The following is a 26,078-nucleotide window of genomic DNA, read 5'->3' on the forward strand; positions in this document are numbered from 1 at the left end:
ATGAGCGAGGTGCTGTACACGGCCGAGGGGCAGGTCTCGTACGTCACCCTCAACCGGCCGGACGCCCTCAACGCGCTGACCCCGGGCGGACGGGACCGTCTGGTCGAGCTGCTGGCCGACGCCTCGGCGGATCCGGGCATACGGGCGGTGGTCCTCACCGGCGCCGGCCGGGGATTCTGTTCCGGCGCCGACCTGCGCGGCACCTCCGGCGGCGGGGACCTGATCCCCGGGGACGTGGCCCGCGTCCTGCGCCTGGGCGCACAGCGGCTGATCGCCGCCGTGCTGGACTGCGAGAAGCCGGTGATCGCGGCGGTGAACGGCACGGCCGCCGGCCTCGGCGCACACCTGGCCCTGGCCTGCGACCTCGTACTGGCCGCGGAATCGGCGAAGTTCATCGAGGTGTTCGTGCGACGCGGACTGGTCCCGGACGGCGGAGGCGCCTACCTCCTCCCCCGCCTCATCGGCCCTCACCGCGCGAAGGAGCTGATGTTCTTCGGCGACGCGCTGTCCGCCTCCGAGGCGGAACGTCTGGGCCTGGTCAACCGGGTCGTCCCGGACGCCGAGTTGGACAAGACGGCCCGCGAGTGGGCGGGCCGCCTGGCCACCGGTCCCACCCGCGCCCTCGCCCTCACCAAGCAGCTGGTCAACGCCTCCCTGGACGCCGACCGCACGACCGCCTTCGCGGCGGAGGCGGCGGCCCAGGAGATCAACATGACGACGGCGGACGCCCGGGAAGGCGTACGGAGCTTCGTCGAACGCAGAAGTCCCGAGTACAGGGGCCGTTGACCATCCACTGACCAACCACCACCCCTTCCCATCTGACGATGCGTCAGCTTCAATGAAGGGGTGATGGGACACGCAGGGGCGGCCGCAGCCGCCGTCCGGTACCTGAGGTCGGCCGGGATCCCGGCCCCCGTAGAACCGCTGCCGCGCCCGGAGTTGCGGTGCGTCGGCGCGGACGAACGGGCGCCGGTCGACCAGGCCGAGTTCCGCCGCGTCCTGGGGAACTTCGCGACCGGCGTCACGGTCATCACCGCACCTGCCACCGAAGGCTCCCCCACCCCCGCCGGCTTCGCCTGCCAGTCCTTCTCCTCCCTCTCCCTGGACCCACCCCTGGTCGCCTTCATGGTCGGCCGCACCTCGACGACCTGGCCCCGCATCGCCGAGGCGGGCGTCTTCTGCGTCAACATCCTGGGAGCCGGACAGGGCGAACTGTGCCGCGCCTTCGCGGTGAGCGGTGCGGACAAGTTCGCGGGCGTCGCGTACGACGCGGCACCGGCGTCCGGCTCACCACGCCTGACGGGCGCGGCGGCGTGGATCGACTGCACGATCCACGCCGTACACACCGGCGGCGACCACCTGATCGTGGTCGGCCGGGTGAACGCACTGGGCGCGAGCGAGGCCACCGAGGGCCCCCTGCTCTTCCACCGGGGGCGGTTCGATCGGCTGCACGCGGCGTCAGACGGGGGTTAGGCGAGGGTTAGGCGGCCGGTCCACGTCATACGCTCGGGTACTCCCCGAGCGATCTACGACCACGTCGGCCTGCTCGGTGAGGCGAAATGGGGCACCGTCATGGGGCTGGCCTGCTTCAGCGCCGCCGGGTTCAGCGACGCCTTGCGTGCCGAGGCGGCACGCGGCCGGGTGATGCTGATCGGTCTCGATGATCCGTACGAGCGGGCTTCCTGAGCTAGGACGCAGCCGCGAGCCCCGGCAGCACCGACGTCGGCCTCCGCCTGATCACCAGCGCCATCAGCGCCGCCACCGCGCACAGGGCTCCGGACGCGTACCAGACCATGTCGTAGGAGCCGAAGACGTCGCGGGCCACGCCGCCCAGGAAGGCGATCAGGGCCGCGCCCACCTGGTGGGAGGCGAGGACCCAGCCGAAGACGATCGCGCTGTCGTCGCCGTACTGCTCGCGGCACAGGGCGACGGTGGGCGGGACGGTGGCGACCCAGTCGAGGCCGTAGAAGACGATGAAGAAGAGCATCGGGGGGTGGACCGACGGGGCCAGGAGCATGGGGAGGAAGAGGAGGGAGACGCCGCGCAGGGCGTAGTACACCGCCAGCAGCCGGCGCGGCTCGAAGCGGTCGGTGAACCAGCCGGAGGCGATCGTGCCGACGACGTCGAACACGCCGATCACCGCGAGCAGCGAGGCCGCCGCCTGGATGGGCATGCCGTGGTCGTGCGCCGCGGGCACGAAGTGGGTCTGGATCAGGCCGTTGGTGGAGGCGCCGCAGATCGCGAAGGTGCCGGCCAGCAGCCAGAAGGTGCCCGTGCGGGACGCCGAGACCAGGACCTTCACCGCCCGGCGAGCCGCCCCCGTCGCGGGCTCCGGCTTCGGTACGAACTCCTTCGCCCCGTACGGCTTCACCCCCACGTCCGCCGGGTGGTCGCGCAGCAGCAGCCAGACGAACGGCACCACCGCGAGGGCCGCCAGCGCCACCGTGACCGCCGCGGGGCGCCAGCTGTGCTTCTCCACGATCCAGGAGAGCAGCGGCAGGAAGATCAGCTGCCCGGACGCGGACGCGGCCGTGAGGATGCCGGTGACCAGGCCCCGGCGCTCGGTGAACCAGCGGTTGGTCACCGTCGCCGCGAAGGCCAGCGCCATCGAGCCGGAGCCCAGGCCGACCAGCAGGCCCCAGCACAGGAGCAGCTGCCAGGCCGCTGTCATCCATACCGTCAGGCCCGAGCCGAGGGCGATCACCGTCAGGGCCACGGCGACGACCTTGCGTATGCCGAAGCGGTCCATCAGCGCCGCCGCGAACGGTGCCGTCAGCCCGTACAGCGCCAGGTTGACCGAGACCGCGGCTCCGATCGTGCCGCGTGACCAGCCGAAGTCCTCGTGCAGCGGATCGATGAGCAGTCCGGGAAGCGAACGGAAGGCGGCCGCTCCGATGATCGTCACGAAGGTGACGGCGGCGACGAACCACGCCCTGTGGATGCGGTGTCTCTTGGTCGGCTGGGGTTCCTGCGCGGTGGCCGCGGCCTCGGTTGTCTGGGTCACGACATAGAGCATCCAGGCCGGAAACGGGCGTAACGAGTGGCCCGAAGGACAGCATTCGTTAGGATCGGGCCATGAGTGGAGAGACCGAACCCGCTGAACCCGCCGAACCCGCGTTCCGGCCGCACCGTGTCGTCGTGCTCGCCCTCGACGGTCTGCTCCCCTTCGAGCTGGGCATCCCGCACCGCATCTTCGGACGCCCGAAGGACGCGCGGGGACGGCGGCTGTACGAGGTCGTCACCTGCTCGATCCGGCCGCCGGGGCCCGTCCAGACCGACGCCGACTTCGCCATCCAGGTCGAGAACGGCCCCGAGACCCTCGCCACCGCCGACACGGTCATCGTCCCGGCGTCGTACGAGCTCGGCCCGGTCTTCGAGGACGGCGTCCTCACCGAGGAGCTGGCCGTCGCCCTCGCCCACATCCGTCCGGGCACCCGGCTCGCCTCCATCTGCACCGGTGTGTTCGTCCTCGCCGCGGCCGGCTATCTCGACGGCCGGCCCGCGACCACGCACTGGGCGGAGACCGAGCAGCTCCAACGGCTCTTCCCGAAGATCGACGTCGACCCGAACGTGCTGTTCATCGACGACGGTGACGTCCTGACCTCGGCCGGTGTCGCGGCCGGCATCGACCTGTGTCTGCACATGGTGCGCCGCGACCACGGCACGGCCGTCGCCAACGAGGTGGCCCGCCGCACCGTCGTACCGCCGCACCGGGACGGCGGACAGGCGCAGTACATCGAACGGCCGGTCCCGGAACCCCAGTTGGCGACCACCCGGGGCGCACGCGCCTGGGCCCTGGGGCGCCTGCACAAGCCGATCCAGCTGCGGGACATGGCCGTTCAGGAGTCCATGTCCGTACGGACCTTCACGCGCCGCTTCCGTGAGGAGGTCGGCGTCAGCCCCGGGCAGTGGCTCACCCAGCAGCGCGTCGAACGGGCCCGGCACCTGCTGGAGTCCACCGACCTGTCCGTGGACCAGATCGCCCGCGACGCCGGCTTCGGCACGGCCCAGTCGATGCGCCAGCATCTACAGACGGCTCTCGGGGTCACACCGACCGCGTACCGCCGCACGTTCAGAACCGGGAGCGGGGCTGGGAGCAGCGGGACCGGAAGCGAGGTCTGGGGTGAGACCGGGACTGACACCCGGGCCGGGGCCGGGGCCGGGAACGGGGTCAGGACCTGGCCCGGGGAGGACTGAGGACGGCACGCGCCTTCCCGACCGTCGGTCGTGGCCTCCCGACCGCCCGACGTGCCGCCCCGCCCGTCGGACCTCGCCCCGCCAGCCGATGCCCGCCAGCGCCAAGGTCAGGGCGGCGCCGGCCAAGATCGCTCTGGAGGGTGTCGTCGTGTCGAGCAGGGCGCCCGCGAGGGAGCCGGTGGCCGCGTAACCCGTGCCTCCGGCCGCGTACATGACCGAGTAGCCCGCCGCCAGGGCGCTGGGTGGGAGGGCCTCCCGGAGGGCCAGGTTGCGGTTGATCAGGGCCGCGGACTGGAGGACGCCGCCCACCGCCAGCGCCACCGCGATCCCCGCCGTGTTCGGTATCAGCGCTACGCAGGTCACACACGCCGTCATCGCGCAGATCAGCACGACGCTCCGGGTCCGCGGCAGCCCCGGCCAGCCGCGCAGCCCGTAGAGGAACGCGCCGAGTCCGGCGGCCACCGCGAGCCCCGTCAGCAGGGGCCCGGACCAGCGGACCTCGATGCCGCGCTGTTCGAGCAGCGCGGGCAGGACCAGTTCGGAAAGGCCCATCAGGGCGACGCACGCCGCACCCGTGACGTACACCGGCCAGATGCCGAGCAACAGCCGCGCCCGCGACTTCCCGCCCGGTGACGCATCCTCCCCACCCGCACCCCCCACATCCCCGCCGGACGACACACCCGCCCCACCCGCGCCCCCAACATCCTCGCCGGACGACACACCCGCCCCGCCCGCGCCCCCCACGTTCCTGCCCGCGCCCTTCCCCTCCTCGGCGGACAACTCGCCCTCCCCACCCCCGTCCTCCGCCTCCCAACCCGCTGGCAGGAGGAACAGCCCGCCGACCGAGGACGCCATCAGGGCGGCCGCCAGCAGCAGCGGCACATACGGGGCCACACCCAGGGCCAGTCCGGTGACGGCGGCCGGAGCGACGGCCCATACGGCCGAGTTCAGCATCGACTCCGTGGACATCGCCTGCGCCACCGCCCGTTGGGGGACGAGGTCGGTGAGCAGTGACCGTAGACCTCCTGTCGCCGCGGCGGGGGCGGCCCCGGCGACGAATCCGAGCACGGCCTGCACCACGGGATGCGCGCCCGGCCACGCGCCGAGCCCCGTGAACCCCGCGGCGCCCACCACGAGCCCGACGACGAGCTGCGGCCGGGCGTGCTGGGCCCGCAGCCGCATGCCCAGTACGGGGGCCCCGACGATCTCCCCCAGCACATACGCGGCGGCCAGAACCGCGCCCAGCGCATAGCCGCCCGGTCGTTCGCGCACCAGGAAGACCAGGGCGAGCGGGGCCATGGCCACCGGCATTCGGGCGCCGACGGACGTGCAGGCCCACACGAGGACCTGTCGGGAGACGACGTCGCGGTAAGTCATGCGCTCGACGTTAGGCGGCACCACCGACAACGCCCGAAAGGTTTTCCAGACCCTGTGGAAAACCTCCGCCGCCGCGCCGCGCTCCGATCCGCCCCGCTCCGGATCCGCCCCACTACCCTCCGCCCCCTCAGAACGTCAGCACACCCCTCGCCACCCGTCCCGCCTCCGCGTCCCCCACCGCCTTCTCGAAGTCCTCCACCGGATAGGTCGTGGTCACCAACTCGTCCAGCAGCAGACGCCCTTGGCGGTACAGCTCCGCGTACAGCGGGATGTCCCGCTGCGGCCGGGACGACCCGTACCGGCAGCCGAGAATCGACTTGTCCAGGAACATCGAGGAGACGAGGAAGGACGCCTCGGCGGTCGGGGACGCCGTACCGAGCAGCACGGCCTGACCGTGCCGGTCCAGCAGATCGACGGCCTGCCGCACCAACTCGACCCGTCCCACGCACTCGAAGGCGTGGTCCACCCCGGTCGGCAGCAGGTCCCGCACCCCTTCCGTGGACGTCAGGAAGTCGGTCGCCCCGAACTGCCGGGCCACCGCCTCCTTCCCCGGATTGGCGTCCACGGCGACGATCCGCGAGGCCCCCGCGATCCGCGCTCCCTGGATGACGTTGAGCCCGATGCCCCCCGTGCCGATGACCAGCACGGACTCCCCGCGGTCCACCTTGGCCCGATTGAGCACCGCGCCCACCCCGGTCAGCACCCCGCAGCCGATGAGCGCGGCGGACGGCATCGGGATGTCCTTGGGGATCCGCACGGCCTGTACGGCCTTCACCACGGTCCGCTCGGCGAAGGCGGAGTTGGAGGCGAACTGGTAGACCGGGCGCCCGCCCCGTGTGAACGGCTGTCCCGGCCGCCCGATCGCCTTCCGGCACATGGTCGGCCGCCCCCGGTCGCAGTCCGCGCAGGTGCCGCAGTTGGCGAGCGTGGACAGCGCCACATGGTCCCCGACGGCGACATGACCGACACCGTCCCCCACGGCCTCGACCACTCCCGCGCCCTCATGTCCCAGCACCACCGGAACGGGGAAAGGTATGGTCCCGTCCACCACCGACAGATCGCTGTGACACAACCCGGCCGCGGACAGGGACACTTGGACCTCCCCTGGGCCCGGCTCCCGTACCTCCAGGTCGTCCACGACCTCGACCCGCTTCCCGTCGAACACCACTGCGCGCATCAGACGACTCCCTTGGGCTCCCTGGGCAGACCGAGCACCCGCTCGGCGACGATCGTGCGCTGAACCTGATCCGAGCCGCCGTAGATGGTGTCGGCCCGGGAGAAGAGGAACAGGTGCTGGTCCCGGTCGAGTGCGTACGGCGTCGAAGGCGACCAGTCCCCCGGCCCGGCCGACGCCCCGGCCCCCCGCACCAGTACCGCCAGCTCCCCCAGCCGCTGATGCCAGTTCGCCCACAGCAGCTTCGCCACACTCGGCGCGCCCGCGTCACCCGATCCCCCGAGCGTGCGCAGGGCGTTCCACCGCATGACCCGCAACTCGGCCCACAGCCGCACCAGCCGCTCCCGTACGACCGGATCCCCTACCGCACCACTGCGCAGAGCGCCCCGCACGACCTCCGTCAATTCCTGGGCGAAACCGATCTGTTGGGCCAGGGTCGACACCCCCCGCTCGAACCCCAGCAGGCTCATCGCCACCTGCCAGCCGCGTCCCTCACCCCCGACCAGATGCTCCACCCGCGCGCGTGCCCCGTCGAAGAAGACCTCGTTGAAGTCACTGGTCCCGGTCATCTGCCGGATGGGCCGCACCTCGATCCGCCCGGGCTGGTCCATGGGTACGAGCAGAAAACTCAGGCCGTGATGCCGACGCGACCCGACTTCCGTCCGCGCGAGCACGAAGCACCAGTCGGCTTCATGGGCGAGCGAGGTCCAGATCTTCTGTCCGCTGATCCGGAACTCCGCCCCTTCCCGCACGGCGGAGGTCCGCACCCCGGCCAGATCGGACCCGGCCCCGGGTTCGCTGTACCCCTGGCACCACAACTCGTCCCCGGCGGCGATCGGCGGCAAGAACCGTGCCTTCTGTTCCTCCGTCCCATGCACGATCAGGGTCGGCGCCAGCAGGTTCTCCCCGATGTGCCCCGACCGCGCAGGCGCTCCCGCCCGCGCGTACTCCTCGGCCCAGGCGACTTGTTGGGTGAGCGTGGCGACACGATTCCCGTAACCCCCCTCGGCCCACCCCACCCCGACCCAGCCGGCCTTTCCGAGAGTACGTTCCCAGGTACGCCGGTCCAGATCGGGTTCCAGGTGCTCCCGCAGCCATGCCCGCGCCTCACCCCGGAACGCCTCGTCCTCGGCACTGAATCCAAAGTCCACGCGGGTCTCCTCTCAACTCCGCTGGGTGTGACGCCTCAAGGGGCGCGGGGAACTGCGCGACAAGCCCCCACCGGCCCGCAGCCGCCCCACCACCTGCCACACCGAGCTATTGGGCGTTCGGCCTCTCTCCGGCCCGCGCCGCCTTTTCCATCTCCCGCAACCGCTCAAGCATCGGCATCGGATCCACCCCCACCGACCCCGGCAGGAACTCCGCGATCCGTTCCGGTGTCCAGGAAGAGCCCTCGGCATACGCGGCGCGCAGCTCCCGCGGCTGTGCCCACACCGCGATCTTCGGCCCGGCGACCGTGTACACCTGCCCCGTCACCCCCGCCTCCCGAGCCTTCTCGGACAGCAGATACACCACCAGAGCCGCCACATCCTCCGGCTCCCCGATCTCCGCCAACTCCATCGGCACGTTGGCCGACATCCGGGTACGCGCGACCGGCGCCACCGCGTTCGCGGTCACCCCGTACTTGTTCAGGCCCAGCGCGGCGCTCCGCACCAGCGAGATGATCCCGCCCTTCGCCGCGCTGTAGTTGGCCTGCGAGACGGACCCCTGGTGGTTGCCGCTGGTGAACCCGATCAACGTCCCGGCCCGCTGCTTCCGCATGACGGCGGACGCGGCGCGAAAAACAGTGAACGTGCCCTTCAGATGCGTGGCGACCACCGGGTCCCACTCCTCCTCGGACATGTTGAACAGCATCCGCTCCCGCAGGATCCCGGCGACGCAGACCACCCCGTCCAGCCGTCCGTACGACGACAGCGCCACCTCCACGACCCGCGCGCCGCCGGTCATCGTGGAGACGTCGTCGGCGACCGCGACCGCCTCCCCGCCGGCCGCCTCGATCTCCTTGACGACCGCTTCGGCGACCTCGCTGGTCGGTGACGCGCCGTCCATCGAGACGCCGTAGTCGTTGACCACGACCCGTGCTCCCTCGGCCGCCGCGGCCAGCGCCACCGCCCGGCCGATGCCTCGCCCGGCACCGGTCACGGCGACGACCTTGCCTGCCAAGAAGTTCCCCACGCCCGGCCCCTTCCCGCGGTTTCTGACGGACCGTTAGATTTTATGGCGCGTCAGATACCTGGAGACAAGCCCCGGGGAGGGCCGATGTCGTTGCCCGCCGAGTTCCATGAGATCGCCAAGCGCGTGAACAACTGGGGGCGTTGGGGAGCCGACGACGAGATCGGCACCCTCAACCTGATCACCGACGAGGTCGTCCGGGAGGCCGCCGCGACCGTCGGCACCGGCCGCCGGATCCCGCTCGCCCTGCCCCTGAAGCACGACGGCGTGCAGTCGGGGATGATCCCCGGCCGGGTCAATCCGCTGCACGCGATGGTGCAGATCAACCAGGAGCTGTTCGGCCCGGGCACGGTGGCGTGCAGCGACGACGCCGTGACGATGGGGCTGCAGGCGGGCACCCACTGGGACGCGCTGACCCATGTCTCGCACTCGGGGAAGCTCTACAACGGCCGCCCCGCCGACACCGTGACCGCGCACGGCGGCGCCGAGTTCGCCGGCATCGACAAGGCGCGGCACATCGTGTCGCGCGGGGTGCTGCTCGATGTCGCCCGGGCCCTGCACAAGGACCGGCTCGACGGCTCGTACGCCGTCACCCCGGAGGACCTGGAGGCCGCCGAGGACCTCGCCGGTACCCGGGTGCGCGCCGGCGACGTGGTGCTCGTACGAACGGGGCAGGTCCAGGTGTATCTCGCCGGGGACCGGGAGAGGTACGGCTACCCGTCGCCGGGTCTCTCGGTCCGCACGCCGGAGTGGTTCCACGCGCGCGATGTGGCGGCCGTGGCCAATGACACGCTCACGTTTGAGATTTTCCCACCCGAGATCGAGGATCTGTGGCTGCCGGTGCATGCGCTCGACCTGGTGGAGATGGGGATGCTGCAGGGCCAGAACTGGAATCTCGAAGAGTTGTCCACAGCCTGTGGAGAAACCGGCCGGTATGCGTTCCTGCTGTCCGCGATGCCCGAGCCCTTCGTCGGCGGGACGGGAACTCCGGTGGCCCCCGTCGCCGTTCTCTGACGGATTCCCGAGCCGGAGGAACTCCGCCCGGGAGCGTCGTCTGGCGGCGCGGCTTCCCCAACCGCCCCGACACGGCATGACGCGCCGCCATCCGACCCCGGCGTACCGCCCCAGCTCCCTCTGGCCCTGAAAGAGCCGACGCCGAACCGCGACCCGCGCTCGTCGAGGGTTTCCGTCACCGAATCCCTCGTCGTCCCCTCACGGCGAGCCGCTGGACACCAGCGTGATCAAACGGTCACGGCGCGTCAACACCCGTGCGGCGATTTATCACTTACGCCCCTTTCGCAGTGACCGCGCACAGGAGCACACCCCGGCGCACCGCACCCCGTCGGCCCTGACCCGACGGCGTTCTCTGCACCTGTGCCCCGGACGTGACGACAGCGGTGACAGCGGCGACAGCCCCTGGCGGCCGGCCCCGCGCTCACACCGTCTCGAACGCCAGCCCCTCATAGGCCGCTACGCCGGCATGACAGGCCTCGGAGGCCTCGCGAGGCTGCGTACAACGGTCGAGTTCGCACCAGATGCGCTTGCCCGCACCCTCGGGGCTCCAGCCCCAGCGGTCGGCGAGGCCGTCGACGAGGGCGAGTCCCCGACCGCCGGTCGCGTCCCCGTCGGCACACCGGGGCACGGGTGCGCGGTCGCTGCTGTCGGCCACCTCCAGGCGGACGGTGGCCGCGTCGGCCGCCCCCTCGGGCAGGGAGAGTCTGAGCACGGCCGGACGACCGGTGTGCACCACGGCGTTGGTGACGAGCTCGGAGACGAGCAGGATCAACGTCTCGGCGAGCGGCTCGTCCGGAGCTATCCCGGACCCGGCGAGGCGCGACCGGGCCCACCTCCGGGCTCGACCCACCTCAGTGGGGTCGGGCCGGATCTCCAGCTGCACTTGAAGCACCTGCACCGCTCACACCATCCGAACCGGCGGACACATGACCTCGTGCCACATGGGCCTCGGGAGAGGCGCCACAGCGAGGGCCACGATCGTAGCCATTTTCTGCATGGCCAGAACAACAGCCAGCGCAGAGCCCAGGGCAGGGGTCACGGAACGTGAATCCCTTAGGAGACAGCATGGTTGACGTACAGTCACCCCAACAAGCGCTTCGGGCATATTCCAGCGCGAAGGAGTACCCGTGCGGCATACTGTGCGACGCTCACCGCGAGGAGTCGAACAGGCCGGAAGCGGGGCTGCCTCGGGGGCAACACCGGCATGGCTCACGCTCCGAACCACTCGCATCCCACAGAAGGTACCGGAGCACGCCACCGACTCCAGGACGTGACGGGTCACGCATAGGACACAACCCGATATCAACGCTCCGTGATTCCGGTATGCCACAATCCGCGACATCCGCGCGGGCGCCTTCCGGGAAAGTCCAGGCCCGCCGGGCTCACGCCACCAGATCCGCCGCGAGCAGCTCCTCACTCTCCGTACCGCCCCCGCCACGCTGAGCCCGCACCCACGCCCGTTTCAACAGCAGATGGACCTCGGACTCCCAGGTGAAGCCCATACCGCCGTGCACCTGGAGACAGTCGCGCCCACCCCGCGTCGCGGCCTCGTCGGCCAGCAGCCGGGCCGTGGCGATGTCGGCGCGGTCCTGTGTGACGGCGGCCGCGTACACCGCGGCGCGGGCCACCTCCACCCGCACCAGCATCTGCGCGCACAGGTGCTTGACCGCCTGGAACCCTCCGATCGGCTGCCCGAACTGCTCCCGGGTCCGGGCGTGTTGCACGGCAAGCTCGCAAGCCCGTGAGGCGGTGCCGAGCTGCTCGGCCGCGGTCAGCAGGACGGCCACGGGATCGGTCCGGGCAGGCGCCGGCACCCGGTGCAGAGGAGTCAGCGGATCGACGGACTTCAGAGGTACGGCCCCTTCGGCCCCCTTCCGCACCACGTCGGCCTCATCCATCCACTCCACGATCCGCCCATCGGCAGCGGCGACGACAACCTCCCCTTCCGCCGCCCCCGGCACGACCCCGGCAGCAAGATGACTGGCAACGAGGGGCCCGGGCACCAGAGCCCGCCCAGCCTCCTCAAACGCCAACACGGCTTCGGGCAGCCGCAGTCCGGCCCCACCGTCCCCTTCGGACAACCGCAACGAAAAGAACCCCAACTCACCGAGAGCCCGCCACAAGCCCCGGTCAAGACGGATCTTGAAATCACCGGCCTGGACATCGCCGTCAAGGGGCGCGGGGCTGTGTCCATGTGCGGCTCCGCCGCGGGGCGCGACCAGCCACGACGAACCGTTCGACGCCCGACGACCCAGCGCGTCCCGCACCGCGTCGCGCAACTGTGCCTGTTCCACGGTCAGTCGAAAGCGCACGACACAACTCACCCCCGCCCCTTCGGCAGGCCGAGAATCCGCTCGGCCACGATGTCGCGCTGTATCTGCGAGGTGCCGGCCGCGATGGTGTACGACAGTGACGACAACCGGTCGACGACCCAGGGCCCGCCCAGATCCAGCGCCCCCGCCCCCAGCACCTCCGCCGCCGCGTCGTACAACTCCTGCCGGGCATGCGAGTACCGGAGCTTGAAGACCGAACCCCCCACCCCCGGCACACCGCCGGAGGCCTCCGCCTCGCTCACGTTCCACTGGGTGAGCCGCCACAGCGCCCGGAACTCCGCGTTCAACCGCCCCAGCCGCCGCCGCAGCGCCGGATCGTCCCATCGCCCGTTCCGCCGCGCCTCGGCGCCCAGTTCACCCAGCACTCGCCGGCACGCGACCACCTCCCCGACGAACGCCGTACCGCGCTCGAAGGAAAGCGTCACCATCGTCACGCGCCAGCCGTCGTTCTCGTCCCCGACCCGGTTCGCGGCCGGCACCCGCACCTCGTCGAGGAACACCTCGGCGAACTCGTCCGACCCGGCGAGCGTCTTGAGCGGTCGTACGGTGATCCCCGGGGCGTCCATGGGCATCGCGAGCCAGGTGATGCCCCGGTGCTTGGGCGCCCGCGGGTCCGTCCGCACCAACAGCTCGCACCAGTCGGCGACTTCGGCGTGCGAGGTCCAGATCTTGGACCCGGTGACCACATAGTCGTCACCGTCCCTCCGCGCGCGGGTGCGCAGCGAGGCCAGGTCGGAGCCCGCGTCCGGTTCGCTGAACCCCTGGCACCACACCTCCTCGCCGCGCAGGATCGGCGGGAGCCAGCGCGCCCGCTGCTCCGCCGTGCCCTCCGCCTCGATCGTCGGCCCGGCGTGCAGCAGCCCCACGAATCCGGCGCCGACATAGGGCGCGCCGGCCCTCTCGGTCTCCTCCAGGAAGATCAGCCGGATCGTCGGGGAGGCGCCCCAGTGGACGTCGGCGTACCCGGCGTCGTACAGCATCCGCTGCCATCCGAGGTCGTACGCCCTGCGCCCCGGCCAGTCGTCCGGTGAGGGCTTCGGCGGCAGGGTGGGCAGCACCTTGCCGAGCCACTCCCTGAGCCCGGCCCGGAACTCCTCCTCCTCGGGCGTGTACGACAGGTCCACTAGCGGTCCAGGTCCAGTTCGAGCATGCGGATCGCGTTGCCTCGCATCAGCTTGTAGACCGTCTCGTCGTCGAGGCCCTTCACATGGTCGAGGGCGACCTCCTTGGTGTGCGGGAAGGTCGAGTCGACGTGCGGGTAGTCCGTCTCGAAGGTGGCGTTGTCACGGCCGACCACGTCGAGTGAGGCGACGCCGTGCTTGTCGCGGAAGAAGCAGCAGAACATCTGCCGGTAGTAGTACGTGGACGGCGGCTCGGGGACCAGGTCGCGCACGCCTCCCCAGGCCCGGTGCTCCTCCCAGACGTCGTCGGCGCGTTCGAGCGCGTACGGGATCCAGCCCATCTGCCCTTCGGAGTACGCGAGTTTGAGCCGGGGGAACTTCACCAGCACCCCGCTGAAGAGGAAGTCCATCATCGAGGCCATGGCGTTGTTGAAGCTGAGGGAGGCCTGGACGGCGGGCGGGGCGTCCGGGGAGGCGGCCGGCATCTGGGAGGACGAGCCGATGTGCATGTTGATGACGGTCCCGGTCTCCTGGCAGATCGCGAAGAACGGGTCCCAGTAGCCGGAGTGGATGGACGGCAGCCCCAGATAGGTGGGGATCTCGGAGAAGGTCACCGCCTTCACGCCGCGTGCCGCGTTCCGGCGGATCTCCGCGACCGCCAACTCCACGTCCCAGAGCGGGATGAGGCACAGCGGGATGAGCCGGCCGCCGCTGTCTCCGCACCACTCCTCGACCATCCAGTCGTTGTAGGCGCGCACGCACGCGTGGGCGACCTCCTTGTCGTGCGCCTCGGCGAAGGTCTGACCGCAGAAGCGCGGGAAGGAGGGGAAGCAGAGGGACGCCTCGACATGGTTGAGGTCCATGTCCTCCAGGCGGGCCTTGGGGTCCCAGCAGCCGCGCCGCATCTCCTCCCGGGTGATGCCCTCCAGGGTCATCTCGTCGCGGTCGAAGCCGACGGCGGCGATGTTGCGCTTGTACGGGAACTTCAGGTCCTCGTAGATCCACCAGTCGGTCGGCGGGCCCTGTGGGTCCATCGTGATCTGGTACTTGCCGCCGACGTAGGCGAGTTCGCCGATCCCGGCGGTGAGGGCCTGCGGGCCCCGGTCGCGGTACTTCTCCGGCAGCCAGGTGTCGAAGAGGTGCGCGGGCTCGATCACATGGTCGTCGACGCTGATGATGCGGGGCAGTTCGCTGTCCATGGTGCTGGTCCCCTCCGCCGGACGAAGTTCTCCTGACAGTTCTCATGACAGGCGCTGCACTATCTGATGGGTCGTCAGATAGCATGTCACCTGACGAGTCGTCAGCCAAGCAGGGGGCAACCGTGACCGAGACCCCGCACTCCCTGAGCTCCGCCCGCACCCTGTGGGACCTGGTCGTCCGCCGCGCCGGCCTGACCCCCGACCGCCCGGTCCTCCTCCAGGACGACCGCTCCCTGAGCTTCGGCGAGCTGCGCGCGCGTGCCGAGCGCGTCGCGGCCGGCCTGTACGACATGGGCGTACGCCCCGGCACGGTGGTCGCCTGGCAGCTGCCCACCCGCATCGAGACGGCCGTGCTCTCCTTCGCGCTGGCCCGTCTGGGCGCCGTACAGACTCCGGTCATCCCGTTCTACCGGGACCGCGAAGTCGGCTTCGCCCTGCGGGAGTCGAAGGCGGAGTTCTTCGCGGTGCCGGGCACCTGGCGCGGCTTCGACCACACGGAGATGGCGCGCCGGCTCGGCGCCAAGGGGATCTTCGAGGCGTACGACCGCCTTCCCGACGGCGATCCGGCGGTACTGCCCGCCCCGCCCTCCGAGGGCACCTCCGTCCGGTGGATCTACTGGACCTCGGGGACCACCTCCGACCCCAAGGGCGTTCTGCACACGGACCGTTCACTGATCGCGGGCGGTTCCTGCCTCGCGCACGCGCTGCACCTGTCGGCCGAGGACGTGGGGTCGATGGCGTTCCCGTACGCGCACATCGCGGGACCGGACTACACGGTGATGCTCCTGCTGTACGGCTTCCCGGCGGTGATGTTCGAGCAGTTCGCGCTGCCGGAAGCGCTGGAGGGGTATCGCCGGCACGGGGTGACGGTCGCGGGCGGGTCGACGGCGTTCTACTCGATGTTCCTGGCCGAACAGCGCAAACAGCCCGGGACGAAGGTCATTCCCTCGCTACGGCTGCTCGCCGGCGGCGGTGCGCCGAAGCCGCCGGAGGTGTACCACTGCGTCGTACGGGAGATGGAGGTGCAGCTGACGCACGGGTACGGCATGACCGAGGTGCCGATGATCACCATGGGTTCGCCGGACGACACCGTGGAGAACCTGGCGACGACCGAGGGACGGCCGCCGGAGGGGATGGAGATACGGATCGTGGGCGGGGAGGTGCGGTTGCGCGGGGAGGCCGTGTGCCAGGGGTACCTGGACCCGGCGCAGACCGCCGAGGCCTTCGACGAGGAGGGGTTCCTGCGCACCGGCGACCTGGGGTTCGTCAAGGACAGCGGGCATCTCGTGCTCACCGGGCGGCTCAAGGACGTGATCATCCGCAAGGGGGAGAACATCTCGGCGAAGGAGATCGAGGATCTGCTCGCCGCGCATCCGGCCGTGGGCGACGTGGCCGTCGTCGGACTGCCGGACGCCGAGCGGGGGGAGCGCGTGTGCGCGGTCGTGGAGCCGGAGTCGGGCGCCGGTGAGTTGACGCTCGAAGCGCTGACGTCCTATCTGCGGGCGGAAGGGCTGTCCGTGCACAAGCTGCCGGAGCAGCTGGAGGTGGTGGACGCCCTTCCGCGCAACGAGACGCTGCGGAAGGTGCTCAAGTACAAGCTGAGGGAGCGGTATTCGGGGACCGCCACCGCGGGGAGCGCCACCACGGGGACCGCCACCGCGGGGAGCGCTACTCAGGGACCGTGAAGTAGCGGGCGAAGGCCGGGACGATCTCCGCCTCTCCGACCCGGCCGTCGCCGTCGGTGTCGAGGGAGGCGGCGGCCGTGAGGGCGATGTCGTCCGGGATTCCCAGGATGCGCAGCACGCGCGCGGTGTCGGCGACATCGGCCGTTCCCCGGCCCTCGGTGTCGGCCAGGTCCAGGGCCGCGTGCAGGAAGGGGCGGGCGATCTCGGCGAACCGCTCGGGGTTGTCGCGCAGCCGCTTGACCGCGCCGGTGACGAACTCCTCGCGCGTGATGCGCTGGTCGCCGTCCCGGTCCGCGATCCCGGCCATGCCCTGCCAGAACGCCTCGGCCCCCGCGTACAGCGCCTGCCCCTTGTCGGAGCGGGCCGCCACGGCGAACTCGGCGAGCAGCGCCTTGGCCGCCGTGCTGAAGTCCGCGCGGTCGATGTATCCGTTGCCGTCCTGGTCGAAGGTGGCGAACCGGGCGGCGATCCTGCGCTCGTACTCGCTGCTGACCATGTCTCTCGGGCCGCCTCACGTCACGTCGGGGTGTCTCTGCTCGGAGCGTACGACGCGGCGGGGTCCGTGGGCACGGGAAAGCGGCCCTTGTGCCAAGACCGGGGGAATTCCGGGACAACAGTGTGGCAATGACCCCCGTGTCGTCCGTACCGCTCTACGCCGACAGCGGCCCGGCGTCCTCCGTGACGGCCTCCTCCAGGCCCGGATACACGTCGAACAGGCGTCGGACGCCGAGGGCGCCGAGCACCCGGTTGACGTGGGAGCCGTCGACGGCGCCCCGGGCCGGGAGGATCAGCCGCAGACTGCCCTGGCAGGAGCGGATCAGCCGGCGGGCGGCGATCAGCACCCCCACCCCGCTGGAGTCGCAGAAGAAGACCTCGGAGAGGTCCAGGACGACACTGTGACGGCCCTCGGCCACCACGTCGTGAAGGCGCTGCCTCAGCGTCGGGGAAGTCATCAGATCCAGTTCCCCCGACACCGCGAGCACGGCCCATTCGCCCTGATCGACACAGATCACCTTGAACGCCACCACCATGCCCCTTGCTCGCCGGAATCCCCGCAACCGGAAGTCGTCCCTACGCTTCCTTGCAGCGCGGCTGCCCAGCGGCCGTTCCCTGAAACACAGCGCCAGAAACGGAAAACGGTCGGAAGAGGCTTGTTTTAGTCGCCTTCGATCCTGTTCGATCAGATCTGAACCGGGTAAGCGAAGGTCCACTATCACCCGCGGCTCCTCGGGGAGCGCACATTGCGACAAAGGGGCGTGCGCTGTCAGAGGTGCCGACTACATTCGAGATGACGGTGGGCGCACGCTGGTCACAGGCACGGAACAGGGGTGAGGGGGGCCGCATGGCGAAGAAGGACGCACCGCCTCGCTGGGACCGCAAGATGCAGCAGCGACTGGCCCGCGGCGAGGCGGCCGCCCTCGGCGAGCTCTACGACCGCTTCGCCTCGCTCGTGCACGGCCTGGCCCACCGCGTCCTGGGCGACGAGCGCGCCGCCGACGGCATCACGCGCGATGTCTTCGCCCACGTCTGGGAGCACCCCGAGACCTACGACCCCAAGCAGGGCCCCCTGCGCTCCTGGGTCGCCACGCTGACCCACCGTCTCGCCGTACAGCGGCTGCGCGTCACCGAGACCGCCGCCCTCGCCCAGGGCGACTCCACCGAGGAGCTGGAGAGCAAGGTGCGCCGCGCCTCGGTCGCCGCCCGCGCCGACTACATCGTCACCTCCATGCCCTCGCCGCTGCGCGCCGCCCTGGAGCTGGCCTACTTCCAGCGCCGCGACTACCGCCAGACCGCCGCCGACCTCGGCGTCACCGAGGACGAGGCCCGTCGGCGCCTGCGCCTGGGCCTGCAGCTCCTGTCCACCGCCCACGACGCCGGCGCGCCCGGCGCCCCGCCCGGCTACGGGGGTGCGGTGTGAGCCGATTCGAGGCCTACGACGAGGACGGCGGCCGGGGAGGCCCGGACGACCACGAGGACAAGGACGACCACGAGGAGAAGGACGACCAGGACGAGAAGGACGGCCAGGACGAGAAGAGCGAGGCGGTGGGGCAGCGGCGCGACCAGGGCGCCCAGGGGCCGGCGGGGGGCGACGGCGGTGACGACGGTCAGGGCACCGGCAACGGGCGGGGTCCCGGGCAGCCGCCGCCCCGCATACCCATGCCCCGTGCCTCCGTCGAGGACGGCGAAGGGCCGCTGCCGGTCCTGGAGGAGCACGGAGAACCGCCGGCGCGGGCGAGCGCCCCGTCCGCGACCGCCCCGCTCGTCCTGGAGCACCACGTACTGAAGTCGCTGCTCGGGGCGTGGGCGCTGGCCGCCTGCTCCGCGGAGGAGTCCGCGGCCGTGGAGGAACACCTCGGCGGCTGCGGCACCTGCGCCGACGAGGCCCTGCGGCTGCGGGACGCCGTGGGCCTGCTGCATCCGCCGGAGAGCCTCGATCTCGACCCGGCGCTGCGCACCCGCGTCCTGGAGGGCTGCCTCGGCCGGCGCCCGCCGCGCATCCCGGTGCCGCGGTGGGCGACCCCGTACGACGCGGAGACCGCCCGGCTCGACGCCCTGCTGCAGGACATAGGGGAGGCCGAGTGGCACGCGCCCGTGCGGCTGCGGTGGTTCGAGGGCGAGGGGCCCACCAGCCGCCGTACCACGGTCGCCGGCGTCATCGCCCATCTGCTGTCCGTCGACGGGCTGGTCGCGATCGCCCTGGGCCTCGACGACCCCCTGGGCGGCATCGCCGCGGACGGCCCCGACCCGGCGTCCCGCACCGAGACGTACTGGCGGGCCTCGTACTTCCCGCCGACGCGGGGCGTGCGGGGGCCGTGGCGCGAGCAGACCCACGACCTCGTCCGCACGGTGTCCTTCACCGGCGGCTCGGGGGCGGGTCCGGGACGGCCGGCGGTCTCCTACGGCTCCTTCGAACTGCCGCTGCACGACGCGATGCTGGACCGGGCCTTCGAGTGCTGGGTCCACGCGGAGGACATCGCGGAGGCGGTGGACTATCCGTACGAGCCGCCCGCGCCACGGCATCTGAACAGCATGATCGACCTCGCCGCCCGTATGCTGCCGACCGTCCTGGCGGGCCGCCGGCAACGGGGACTGGCGTCACCGGCCCGGGGCCGGCACCTCGGGGTCGCCGGGGAGCCCGGCCGCAGCCTGCGGCTGGAGATCGAGGGCCTGGGCGGAGGTGAGTGGCTGATCCCGCTGGACTCACCCGCGGCGGTCGGCTCCGCGGAGCACGAGGTGGCCCATGTCGCCCTGGACGGCGTGGAGTTCTGCAGGTTGGCCGCAGGCCATGTTCCTCCGGAGGAGGCGGCGGCCGGTCAGGTGGGCGACCGCGAGGCGATCAGGGACGTACTGTTCGCGGCGGCGTCGCTGAGCCGGATGTAGGGGTTGGCGCGTACCGCCCCGCGCCCCTGACAGACGTGCAGTGGACGTACCTCAGGGGCGCGGGGAACTGCGCGAGCAACCACGAACTACCTGCACCCGCCGACGAACCGAACCCCCCGGGCTCTCAGGCGAACACGACGGTCCGCCGACCGTTCAGCAGGATCCTCCGCTCCGCGTGCCACTTCACGGCCCGCGCCAGCGCCTGGCACTCCACGTCCCGCCCGACCGCGACCAGCTGATCCGGTGTGACGTCGTGCCCCACCCGCTCGACCTCCTGCTCGATGATCGGCCCTTCGTCGAGGTCGGCGGTGACGTAGTGCGCCGTCGCCCCGATCAGCTTCACACCCCGCGCATGCGCCTGGTGGTACGGCTTCGCGCCCTTGAAGCTCGGCAGGAAGGAGTGGTGGATGTTGATGATGCGGCCGCTGAGCTGCTTGCAGAGGTCGTCGGAGAGGACCTGCATATAGCGGGCCAGCACGACCAGTTCGACGTCGTTCTCCCGGACGATCTCGAGGATCCGCGCCTCCGCGTCGGCCTTCGTCTCCTTCGTCACCGCAATGTGGTGGAAGGGAATGTCGTAGGAGCCCACCAGCTCGGCGAAGTCGGTGTGGTTGGACACCACGGCGGCGATCTCGACCGGCAGCGCGCCGATACGGGCGCGGAAGAGAAGGTCGTTCAGGCAGTGCCCGAACTTGCTGACCATCAGGACGATCCGCATCTTCTCGTCGGCCCGGTTGATCTGCCAGTCCATGTGGAAGGAGTCACCGATCGCCGCGAAGCTCGCGCGCAGCTTGTCCACCATCACCGGCGGCTCCGCCGAGAAGTGGACGCGCATGAAGAACAGACCCGTGTCGTGGTCGCCGAACTGCTGGCTGTCCTCGATGTTGCAGCCGGTCATGAAGAGGTAGCTCGACACGGCGTGCACGATGCCCTGCTTGTCGGGGCAGGAGAGGGTGAGGACGTACTGGTCGGCGGGGGTCGCCGCGGCTCGGGTGGACTGCTCGTTCATGCAGGACAGGGTCCCATAAGCGGGCCCCGGCCCGAACCGGCGTCCGCTCCGCGGACCGCTGGACCGGCCGGTGAGCCGACCGCTCGGCCGACCGCTAGGCCGACCGCGTCATGATCCGCAGGATCTCCAGGGTGCGCGGCGGGATGTCCGGGTCCTCGCCGTCGGCCATCGCCATCCGGACATGCGCCTCCCGTGCCGCCCGCACCGCCTCCGGCCAGCCCTCGTGCGCGAGGTACGTGGAGACCGGCGCGTCCGGGCCGACCTGGTGCATGATCCGCAGCACCCGCAGCACGGCCGTGTCGACGAGGGCCGCCTCCTGGGAGTCCCGGAAGATCGTGCCGACGTACTTCTCGGCGGACCAGTTGTCCAGCCAGGTGTCCTCGACCAGGCGGTACACGGCGTCGGTGACGTCCCCGTACCCGTCGACGCCGGCCAGCCAGACGTTCTGCTGGAACACCGGGTCGGAGAGCATGTGCAGCGCGGAGCGCACATTGCTGCGCCAGCGCCACCACGGCATGTCGTTCAGTGGCATACCACCCATGGTGGAGGAGCGACGACCGCGACGGGAAGAGCTGTCCGAACCTTGCACGGTCATCAATCGTACGTTCTTCCGATCAGCCGACTCACCGGCCCCTGTAATTCACCTCGGCGTCACTGGTCGATAACCGAGGGTCACCCACGGGTTGGCGATGTGACGGAAGCGTGTGTGCCCATGACCGGACGGCGACGCATCCGCAGCACCTTCCTCCCCACGCTGGCCGCATGCACAGCGCTGGCCGGCTGCGGGGTCATCCCCGGTACCACGGGGGGTTCCGGGGACGACTCGATCACCGTCATGACCTGGGCGCCGCAGGACACCAGCGCCACCAACAAGCCCGGCATGCCGGCCTTCGCCCAGGCCTACGCCCGTTACGTCAACGCCCACGGCGGTCTCAACGGCCGTAAGCTCAAGGTCCTGACCTGCAACGACCACAACGACAGCGTGGCCGCGGCGACCTGCGCCCGCGAGGCGGTCAAGAACGACGCCGTCGCGGTCGTCGGCTCCTACAGCCAGTACGGCGAGTCCTACCTCCCCGACCTGGAGGGCGCCGGCATCCCCTACATAGGCGGCTACGGCGTCACCGCCGCCGAGTTCACCAGCCCGCTGTCCTATCCGGTCAACGGCGGCCAGCCCGCCCTGCTGGCCGGTCTCGGCAAGGAACTCGCCGCGGGCTGCGGTCCCGTGGCGCTGGTACGGCCCGACACCATCGCCGGCGACGAGCTGCCGCCGATGCTGGACGCCGGCCTCAAGGCGGGCGGGCACAAGGCCGCGGACGACCAGCGGGCCGCGGACGACACCACCGAGTACTCGGAGCCCTCGCAGAAGGCCCTCAGGACCGCCACCGGCGACACCGCGAGGAAGGGCTGTGTGATCCCCACGCTCGGCGACCGCACCAGCACCTTCATGGACTCCTTCCAGCGCGCCCGCGGCGAGTACCGCGCGGTGAAGACCGCCGCCACCCTCGACAGCGTCGACCAGACCGTGATCAACGAGTCCGGCGCGGCCAGGGGCCCCTACGAGGGCTCGTACGTCACCGGCTGGTACCCGCCGGCCGGTGACGCCCGCTGGAAGCCGATGAAGAAGGTGATCAGCGAGCAGGCCTTCGGCGACAACCGGATCGACGCGGCCGACGTCGGCGTACAGACGACCTGGATCGCCTACACCGTGTTCACCGAGGTCGTCCGGTCGCTGGGCGGCGGGGACATCACCTCCGACGCGATACGCCACACCCTCGACGACGGTCTGAAGATCACCACCGGTGGGCTCACACCGACGCTGCGCTGGGGCTCCCAGGGCCCGCTCGCCGCCATCGGCCTCACCCGGATCGTCAACACGGACGTGACCCTCCAGGTCGTCCGCCAGGGCCAGTTGGTGGCGGCCCGCAAGGGGTTCGTGGACGTGACGCGGACCTTGCAGGGCGCGGACGTCGACTGACCGTCCGCGCCGCCGCGTTCAGAGCTGGGTGGGCTGGCGCTCGGTCAGTCCGTAGGTCTTCGCGATGGCGTTCCACAGCTGGGCCGCCTTGGCCTTCTGCTGGCTGGCGGTGCCGCTCGCCGCGTTGCCGGCCCGGGTCTGGCCGGTGATCCGGGCCTGGCCCTTCCTGCAGCCCTTCTTGCCGCCGACCTGGTCGGCCCAGGCCGCGTAGTGGTTGTCGGCGGCGGCGGACGCCTCCCAGGCCTTGGTCAGGGCGGCGGTCAGGGCGGCGTGGTCGGCCAGCTTGTCGACGCTGAGACCGGCCAGCCGGTTCACCAGCTCGCCCCGCTGCTTGGCGGCGGCGCGCAGGTCGGAGGCCGCGCCGTCGAGGTTGTCGCAGCCCTTCACGCTGCCGACCGCGCTGATCACCGACGCCCGGCTGTCACCGCTGTCGGCCAGCAGCTGGTCCAGGGCGACGGCCTGCGCCTTCGCCCCGTCGGCGGCCGGTGCGGAGCCACCGGTGGCGGGCGCGGTGGCCGACACGGTCTGGTTCTTGTCCTTGCCGTCGCCCCCGCCGCCACCGCCGCCGAGCAGCGCACCGGCCCCGACACCGAGCACGACGATGCCGATGCCGATCCCGGCGATGAGCGGCACCCGGGACCGCTTGCGGCCACCGCCGTTGTCGTCGTCGTCCCGCCCGGGCGGGAAGTACGAGGCCTGGGGCTGCGCGTACGACGGCTGCTGCTGTCCGTAGGCCTGCTGGGGCTGCCCGTACGACGGCTGGGGCTGGGCGTAGGGCGGCTGGGGCTGGGCGGGCGGCTGCTCGAACCGCGGCAGGTGCTGGGTGGCCCCGGCCGGAGCGTCGGCGCCCGGACCGCTGCGGAACAGGCTGTCGAACTCGGCCGGCGGCTGCCGGTGGTCGGTCACGGGCGGGATGTACTGGGTGGCCTGCGCGTCGGGATGCGCGGCGGGAGGCAGCGGCCCGGCACCGAACTGGGGGGCGGCAGGTGCCTGGTGGCCGCCGGGCTGCCCCGGGTACTGGGGCGCCTCGGGCGGCAGGGCGCCGGGGCCCACGGGCGGGATGTACTGCGTGACCCCTTCACTGCCCTGGGCCGGGACGGGCGGGAGGTACTGCGTGGCTCCCTCGACGCCGGACGCCGCCGGGACGGGCGGGAGGTACTGCGTCGCCCCCTCGCTGCCGGGCATGGCGGCGACGGGCGGTATGTACTGGGTGGCGCCTTCGTCGACGGCCGGGGGCAGGGGGGCGCTGTAGGGGTGCGCGGGCGGCAGCGCCTGGGCAGGGGCGCCGTAGGGCGAGGGCGGGTTCTCCTGGGGCAGCGGCTGCGACGCGGCCGGGCCGGGGTGACCGGCACCGGTCGGCGGGGTGCCCCACTGGTCCGGGGCCGGCGGCTGGAACGGGGCGGGGGTGTCCCAGGTCTGGGTCGCCGGCTCGTCCCAGGTCTGGACGGGGGTCTGGGGCTGGTCGGGTCCCCACGGCGTGCCCCAGGACTGGCCGCCCGGCGGGGCCGCCGGGGCGGGGGGCTGCGGAGCGGGTTGGGCGGGCGGCTGCTGACCGGCGTACGGGCCGCCGTCCGGGCGGCCCAGCATTCCCGGCAGCAGCGGTTCGCCGCCGTCGGAGGGCAGCACGATGCCTTCGCGCGCCTGGCGCTGCGAGGGCTCCTCGCCCTGTCCACTCTGCGTCACCGGGACTCCTACTAATGGGGGACCTTGTGAATCGTCGGCTCACGCTACCGGGTCCCCCGAGCCAGGTGCCACGCAGCTCAGTCCGCGACCTCCTCACCTGTGACGGCAGTAACAGACGCGGTCTACACCACGCCCTGAATGTCCACCTCCGGTCTCAGGCGGCCGCCTGCAGCTCCACCCGCGCCCCGAACTCCCGCACCACCGCCTCCTCCCGGTACGGCTCCAGCCGCTGCTGGAAGTCCTCCAGGTACTCGGCGCCCCGGTTGGAGCGCACGGACTCCAGCAACTCGACCGCTTTCAGCGCGGTGTTGCAGGCCTGTTCGATCTCCCGCTGCTGCACCTGGGCCGTGGCGAGGAGGACGTAGCCGATCGCCCGCCTGCGGGCCTTCGTCTCGGGCAGCCCGGCCAGCGACTCCTCGGCCCGCCGTGCCGCGGACTCGGCCTGGCCGAGGTCCCGGTGGCAGTGCGCCAACTCGTCGGCCAGATAGGCCTCGTCGAAGTGCGTGATCCACGCCGGGTCGTCCCCGGACGACGCGTCGGCCGACTCCAGCGCGGTCACCGCCCGCCCGGACGCGAGCTGCGCCGCCCGTACGTCACCCATCAGGGCATGCCCGCGCGCCTCCGCCGCGTAGAACATGGCCTCCGCGCGCGGGGTCACGCGCCCACGCGCCCCCTCCTGCGCCGCCCGGGCCAGCTGCGCGATCTCGCGCGGGTTCCCGAGCTGGGCGGCGAGATGGCTCATGGAGGCGGCCAGCACATATCCGCCGTATCCGCGGTCTCCCGCCGCCTGGGCCAGTCGTAGCGCCTGGATGTAGTACCGCTGGGCCAGGCCCGGTTGACCGGTGTCGATGGCCATGTACCCGGCGAGTTCGGTGAGTCGGGCGACCGCGGCGAACAGATCGCGGCCGACGGCCTCCCGGTACGACCCCGCCAGCAGCCCGGAGACGACGCTGTTGAGGTAGTGCACGACGACCGGGCGCACATGCCCGCTGCCGTACTGGTGGTCCAGGTCCACGAGGGCCTGGGTCATCGCCCGCACGGCCGCCACGTCGGACTGTCCGACCCGGGGCCCGGCCGAGCGCGCCACCTGCGAGTCCGGCGACGAGATCAGCCAGTCGCGGCTCGGCTCGACCAGCGCGGACGCGGCGACCGACGAGCCGGACAGGAAGTCCCGCCGGCCCACGTCACTGCGCCACAGCTCACACACCTGCTCGATGGCTCCCAGCACCGTCGGCGAGAACTGGAGCCCGACACCGGAGGCGAGGTTCTTGCCGTTGGCCATGCCGATCTCGTCGATCGTGACCGTCCGGCCCAGCTTGCGGCCCAGCGCCTCGGCGATGATCGCGGGCGCCCGGCCCCGCGGCTGCTGTCCGCGCAGCCAACGGGCCACGGACGTCTTGTCGTAGCGCAGGTCGAGGCCGTGCTCGGCACCGCACATGTTGACCCGGCGGGCGAGCCCGGCGTTCGAGCACCCCGCCTCCTGGATGAGCGCCTGCAGCCGTTCGTTCGGCTGCCGCGCGACAAGAGGCCTTGCGGCCATGGCGTACCCCCTGGGAACAACCCCTGAAGCGAAAAGATCCGGCCTTGAAGATCAATGCCCCGCAGAGATACGTAAAATGCGAGGCTTGCGCGGATTGCCGGGGTAAAGGCTGTTGCCGCCCCCACTCCTGGCTACCCGGCTCACGCCCGGGTTCCTCCTCTGCGCCCCCACCCGTGCATCCATGCGCCCCAGCAACGGAAACGATGCCCCTCCCCCGC

General features: G+C 71.4%; 22 protein-coding genes and 1 pseudogene. 8 read left to right on the plus strand and 15 right to left on the minus strand.

Going from position 1 to position 26,078, the window contains the following annotated elements; genetic code table 11:
- Both ABZT17_RS30460 and ABZT17_RS30465 read left to right on the plus strand, forming a co-directional pair.
- The gene (locus tag ABZT17_RS30460) at positions 1 to 786 is read left to right on the plus strand and encodes an enoyl-CoA hydratase-related protein (RefSeq protein WP_356353427.1); all 786 of its coding nucleotides are present in this window, start codon (positions 1 to 3) and stop codon (positions 784 to 786) included.
- A 63-nt stretch (positions 787 to 849) separates the two neighbouring features.
- On the plus strand, positions 850 to 1,473 hold the full coding sequence (locus ABZT17_RS30465; protein WP_356353429.1) for a flavin reductase family protein: 624 nt from the start codon (positions 850 to 852) through the stop codon (positions 1,471 to 1,473).
- A gap of 214 nt (positions 1,474 to 1,687) precedes the next feature.
- Here ABZT17_RS30465 and ABZT17_RS30470 read toward each other — a convergent pair whose 3' ends face one another.
- Positions 1,688 to 3,004 carry an MFS transporter gene (locus ABZT17_RS30470; RefSeq protein WP_356353431.1) on the minus strand — a complete coding sequence of 439 codons (1,317 nt, stop codon included), beginning with the start codon at positions 3,002 to 3,004 and terminating at the stop codon, positions 1,688 to 1,690.
- 71 nt (positions 3,005 to 3,075) lie between these two features.
- Here ABZT17_RS30470 and ABZT17_RS30475 point away from each other — a divergent pair, with 71 nt between their 5' ends.
- On the plus strand, positions 3,076 to 4,197 hold the full coding sequence (locus ABZT17_RS30475) for a helix-turn-helix domain-containing protein (protein ID WP_356353432.1): 1,122 nt from the start codon (positions 3,076 to 3,078) through the stop codon (positions 4,195 to 4,197).
- A 54-nt stretch (positions 4,198 to 4,251) separates the two neighbouring features.
- Here the strand turns inward: ABZT17_RS30475 and ABZT17_RS30480 are convergent.
- The 4 genes and pseudogenes from ABZT17_RS30480 to ABZT17_RS30495 form a co-directional block, all read right to left on the minus strand.
- Positions 4,252 to 5,574: pseudogene (locus ABZT17_RS30480) on the minus strand (hypothetical protein); the annotation flags it as partial.
- Between the two features lie 127 nt (positions 5,575 to 5,701).
- Positions 5,702 to 6,751 (minus strand): Zn-dependent alcohol dehydrogenase, encoded by a 1,050-nt coding sequence (locus ABZT17_RS30485; protein WP_356353434.1) that lies wholly within the window; start codon positions 6,749 to 6,751, stop codon positions 5,702 to 5,704.
- A complete protein-coding gene (locus tag ABZT17_RS30490) occupies positions 6,751 to 7,899 on the minus strand; it encodes an acyl-CoA dehydrogenase family protein (RefSeq protein ID WP_356353436.1) in 1,149 nt (382 codons plus the stop codon). Before ABZT17_RS30490 ends, ABZT17_RS30485 begins: the two co-directional genes overlap by 1 nt.
- Before the next feature lie 106 nt (positions 7,900 to 8,005).
- On the minus strand, positions 8,006 to 8,923 hold the full coding sequence (locus ABZT17_RS30495) for an SDR family NAD(P)-dependent oxidoreductase (protein WP_356353437.1): 918 nt from the start codon (positions 8,921 to 8,923) through the stop codon (positions 8,006 to 8,008).
- 84 nt (positions 8,924 to 9,007) lie between these two features.
- Between ABZT17_RS30495 and ABZT17_RS30500 the strand changes: the two genes are divergently transcribed.
- Positions 9,008 to 9,934: a cyclase family protein gene (locus tag ABZT17_RS30500; RefSeq protein WP_356353439.1), complete on the plus strand. Its 927-nt coding sequence runs from the start codon at positions 9,008 to 9,010 to the stop codon at positions 9,932 to 9,934.
- A 421-nt stretch (positions 9,935 to 10,355) separates the two neighbouring features.
- On the opposite strand, the gene ABZT17_RS30505 is transcribed toward ABZT17_RS30500, so the two are convergent.
- From ABZT17_RS30505 to ABZT17_RS30520, 4 genes are all read right to left on the minus strand, one after another.
- On the minus strand, positions 10,356 to 10,817 hold the full coding sequence (locus ABZT17_RS30505) for an ATP-binding protein (RefSeq protein WP_356353473.1): 462 nt from the start codon (positions 10,815 to 10,817) through the stop codon (positions 10,356 to 10,358).
- Positions 10,818 to 11,316: 499 nt separating this feature from the next.
- Positions 11,317 to 12,246, minus strand: coding sequence for an acyl-CoA dehydrogenase family protein (locus ABZT17_RS30510; protein ID WP_356353441.1), 930 nt, complete (start codon positions 12,244 to 12,246; stop codon positions 11,317 to 11,319).
- 8 nt (positions 12,247 to 12,254) lie between these two features.
- Entirely contained in the window at positions 12,255 to 13,391 is a 1,137-nt protein-coding gene (locus ABZT17_RS30515) for an acyl-CoA dehydrogenase family protein (protein WP_356353443.1), read from the minus strand.
- Positions 13,391 to 14,587 (minus strand): amidohydrolase family protein, encoded by a 1,197-nt coding sequence (locus ABZT17_RS30520; RefSeq protein WP_356353444.1) that lies wholly within the window; start codon positions 14,585 to 14,587, stop codon positions 13,391 to 13,393. The genes ABZT17_RS30515 and ABZT17_RS30520 overlap by 1 nt, the downstream gene beginning before the upstream one ends.
- A 122-nt stretch (positions 14,588 to 14,709) precedes the next feature.
- On the opposite strand from ABZT17_RS30520, the gene ABZT17_RS30525 reads away from it, so the two are divergent.
- Positions 14,710 to 16,272, plus strand: coding sequence for an AMP-binding protein (locus ABZT17_RS30525; RefSeq protein ID WP_356353446.1), 1,563 nt, complete (start codon positions 14,710 to 14,712; stop codon positions 16,270 to 16,272).
- Here ABZT17_RS30525 and ABZT17_RS30530 read toward each other — a convergent pair.
- Together ABZT17_RS30530 and ABZT17_RS30535 are read right to left on the minus strand one after the other, a co-directional pair.
- Positions 16,256 to 16,768: an EF-hand domain-containing protein gene (locus ABZT17_RS30530; protein WP_356353448.1), complete on the minus strand. Its 513-nt coding sequence runs from the start codon at positions 16,766 to 16,768 to the stop codon at positions 16,256 to 16,258. The two genes, ABZT17_RS30525 and ABZT17_RS30530, sit on opposite strands and share 17 nt — an antisense overlap.
- A 154-nt stretch (positions 16,769 to 16,922) precedes the next feature.
- Complete coding sequence (locus ABZT17_RS30535; protein ID WP_356353450.1) at positions 16,923 to 17,303, minus strand: STAS domain-containing protein; 381 nt, start codon at positions 17,301 to 17,303, stop codon at positions 16,923 to 16,925.
- Between the two features lie 311 nt (positions 17,304 to 17,614).
- Here ABZT17_RS30535 and ABZT17_RS30540 point away from each other — a divergent pair, with 311 nt between their 5' ends.
- Positions 17,615 to 18,190: a sigma-70 family RNA polymerase sigma factor gene (locus tag ABZT17_RS30540; protein ID WP_356353452.1), complete on the plus strand. Its 576-nt coding sequence runs from the start codon at positions 17,615 to 17,617 to the stop codon at positions 18,188 to 18,190.
- 233 nt (positions 18,191 to 18,423) lie between these two features.
- On the plus strand, positions 18,424 to 19,653 hold the full coding sequence (locus ABZT17_RS30545; RefSeq protein ID WP_356353475.1) for a zf-HC2 domain-containing protein: 1,230 nt from the start codon (positions 18,424 to 18,426) through the stop codon (positions 19,651 to 19,653).
- A gap of 124 nt (positions 19,654 to 19,777) precedes the next feature.
- Here ABZT17_RS30545 and purU read toward each other — a convergent pair whose 3' ends face one another.
- Both purU and ABZT17_RS30555 read right to left on the minus strand, forming a co-directional pair.
- Positions 19,778 to 20,662: a formyltetrahydrofolate deformylase gene (gene purU / locus ABZT17_RS30550; protein ID WP_356353454.1), complete on the minus strand. Its 885-nt coding sequence runs from the start codon at positions 20,660 to 20,662 to the stop codon at positions 19,778 to 19,780.
- A 94-nt stretch (positions 20,663 to 20,756) separates the two neighbouring features.
- Complete coding sequence (locus ABZT17_RS30555; RefSeq protein ID WP_356353455.1) at positions 20,757 to 21,257, minus strand: hypothetical protein; 501 nt, start codon at positions 21,255 to 21,257, stop codon at positions 20,757 to 20,759.
- A 117-nt stretch (positions 21,258 to 21,374) separates the two neighbouring features.
- Between ABZT17_RS30555 and ABZT17_RS30560 the strand changes: the two genes are divergently transcribed.
- The gene (locus ABZT17_RS30560) at positions 21,375 to 22,637 is read left to right on the plus strand and encodes an ABC transporter substrate-binding protein (RefSeq protein ID WP_356353457.1); all 1,263 of its coding nucleotides are present in this window, start codon (positions 21,375 to 21,377) and stop codon (positions 22,635 to 22,637) included.
- An 18-nt stretch (positions 22,638 to 22,655) separates the two neighbouring features.
- Here the strand turns inward: ABZT17_RS30560 and ABZT17_RS30565 are convergent, their stop codons facing one another.
- The gene (locus ABZT17_RS30565; RefSeq protein WP_356353459.1) at positions 22,656 to 24,320 is read right to left on the minus strand and encodes a hypothetical protein; all 1,665 of its coding nucleotides are present in this window, start codon (positions 24,318 to 24,320) and stop codon (positions 22,656 to 22,658) included.
- A gap of 154 nt (positions 24,321 to 24,474) precedes the next feature.
- Positions 24,475 to 25,860 carry a transcriptional regulator gene (locus ABZT17_RS30570; RefSeq protein ID WP_356353461.1) on the minus strand — a complete coding sequence of 462 codons (1,386 nt, stop codon included), beginning with the start codon at positions 25,858 to 25,860 and terminating at the stop codon, positions 24,475 to 24,477.
- Positions 25,861 to 26,078 lie beyond the last annotated feature (218 nt).

Source organism: Streptomyces sp. NPDC005648, assembly GCF_040605395.1.
Lineage (GTDB): Bacteria > Actinomycetota > Actinomycetes > Streptomycetales > Streptomycetaceae > Streptomyces.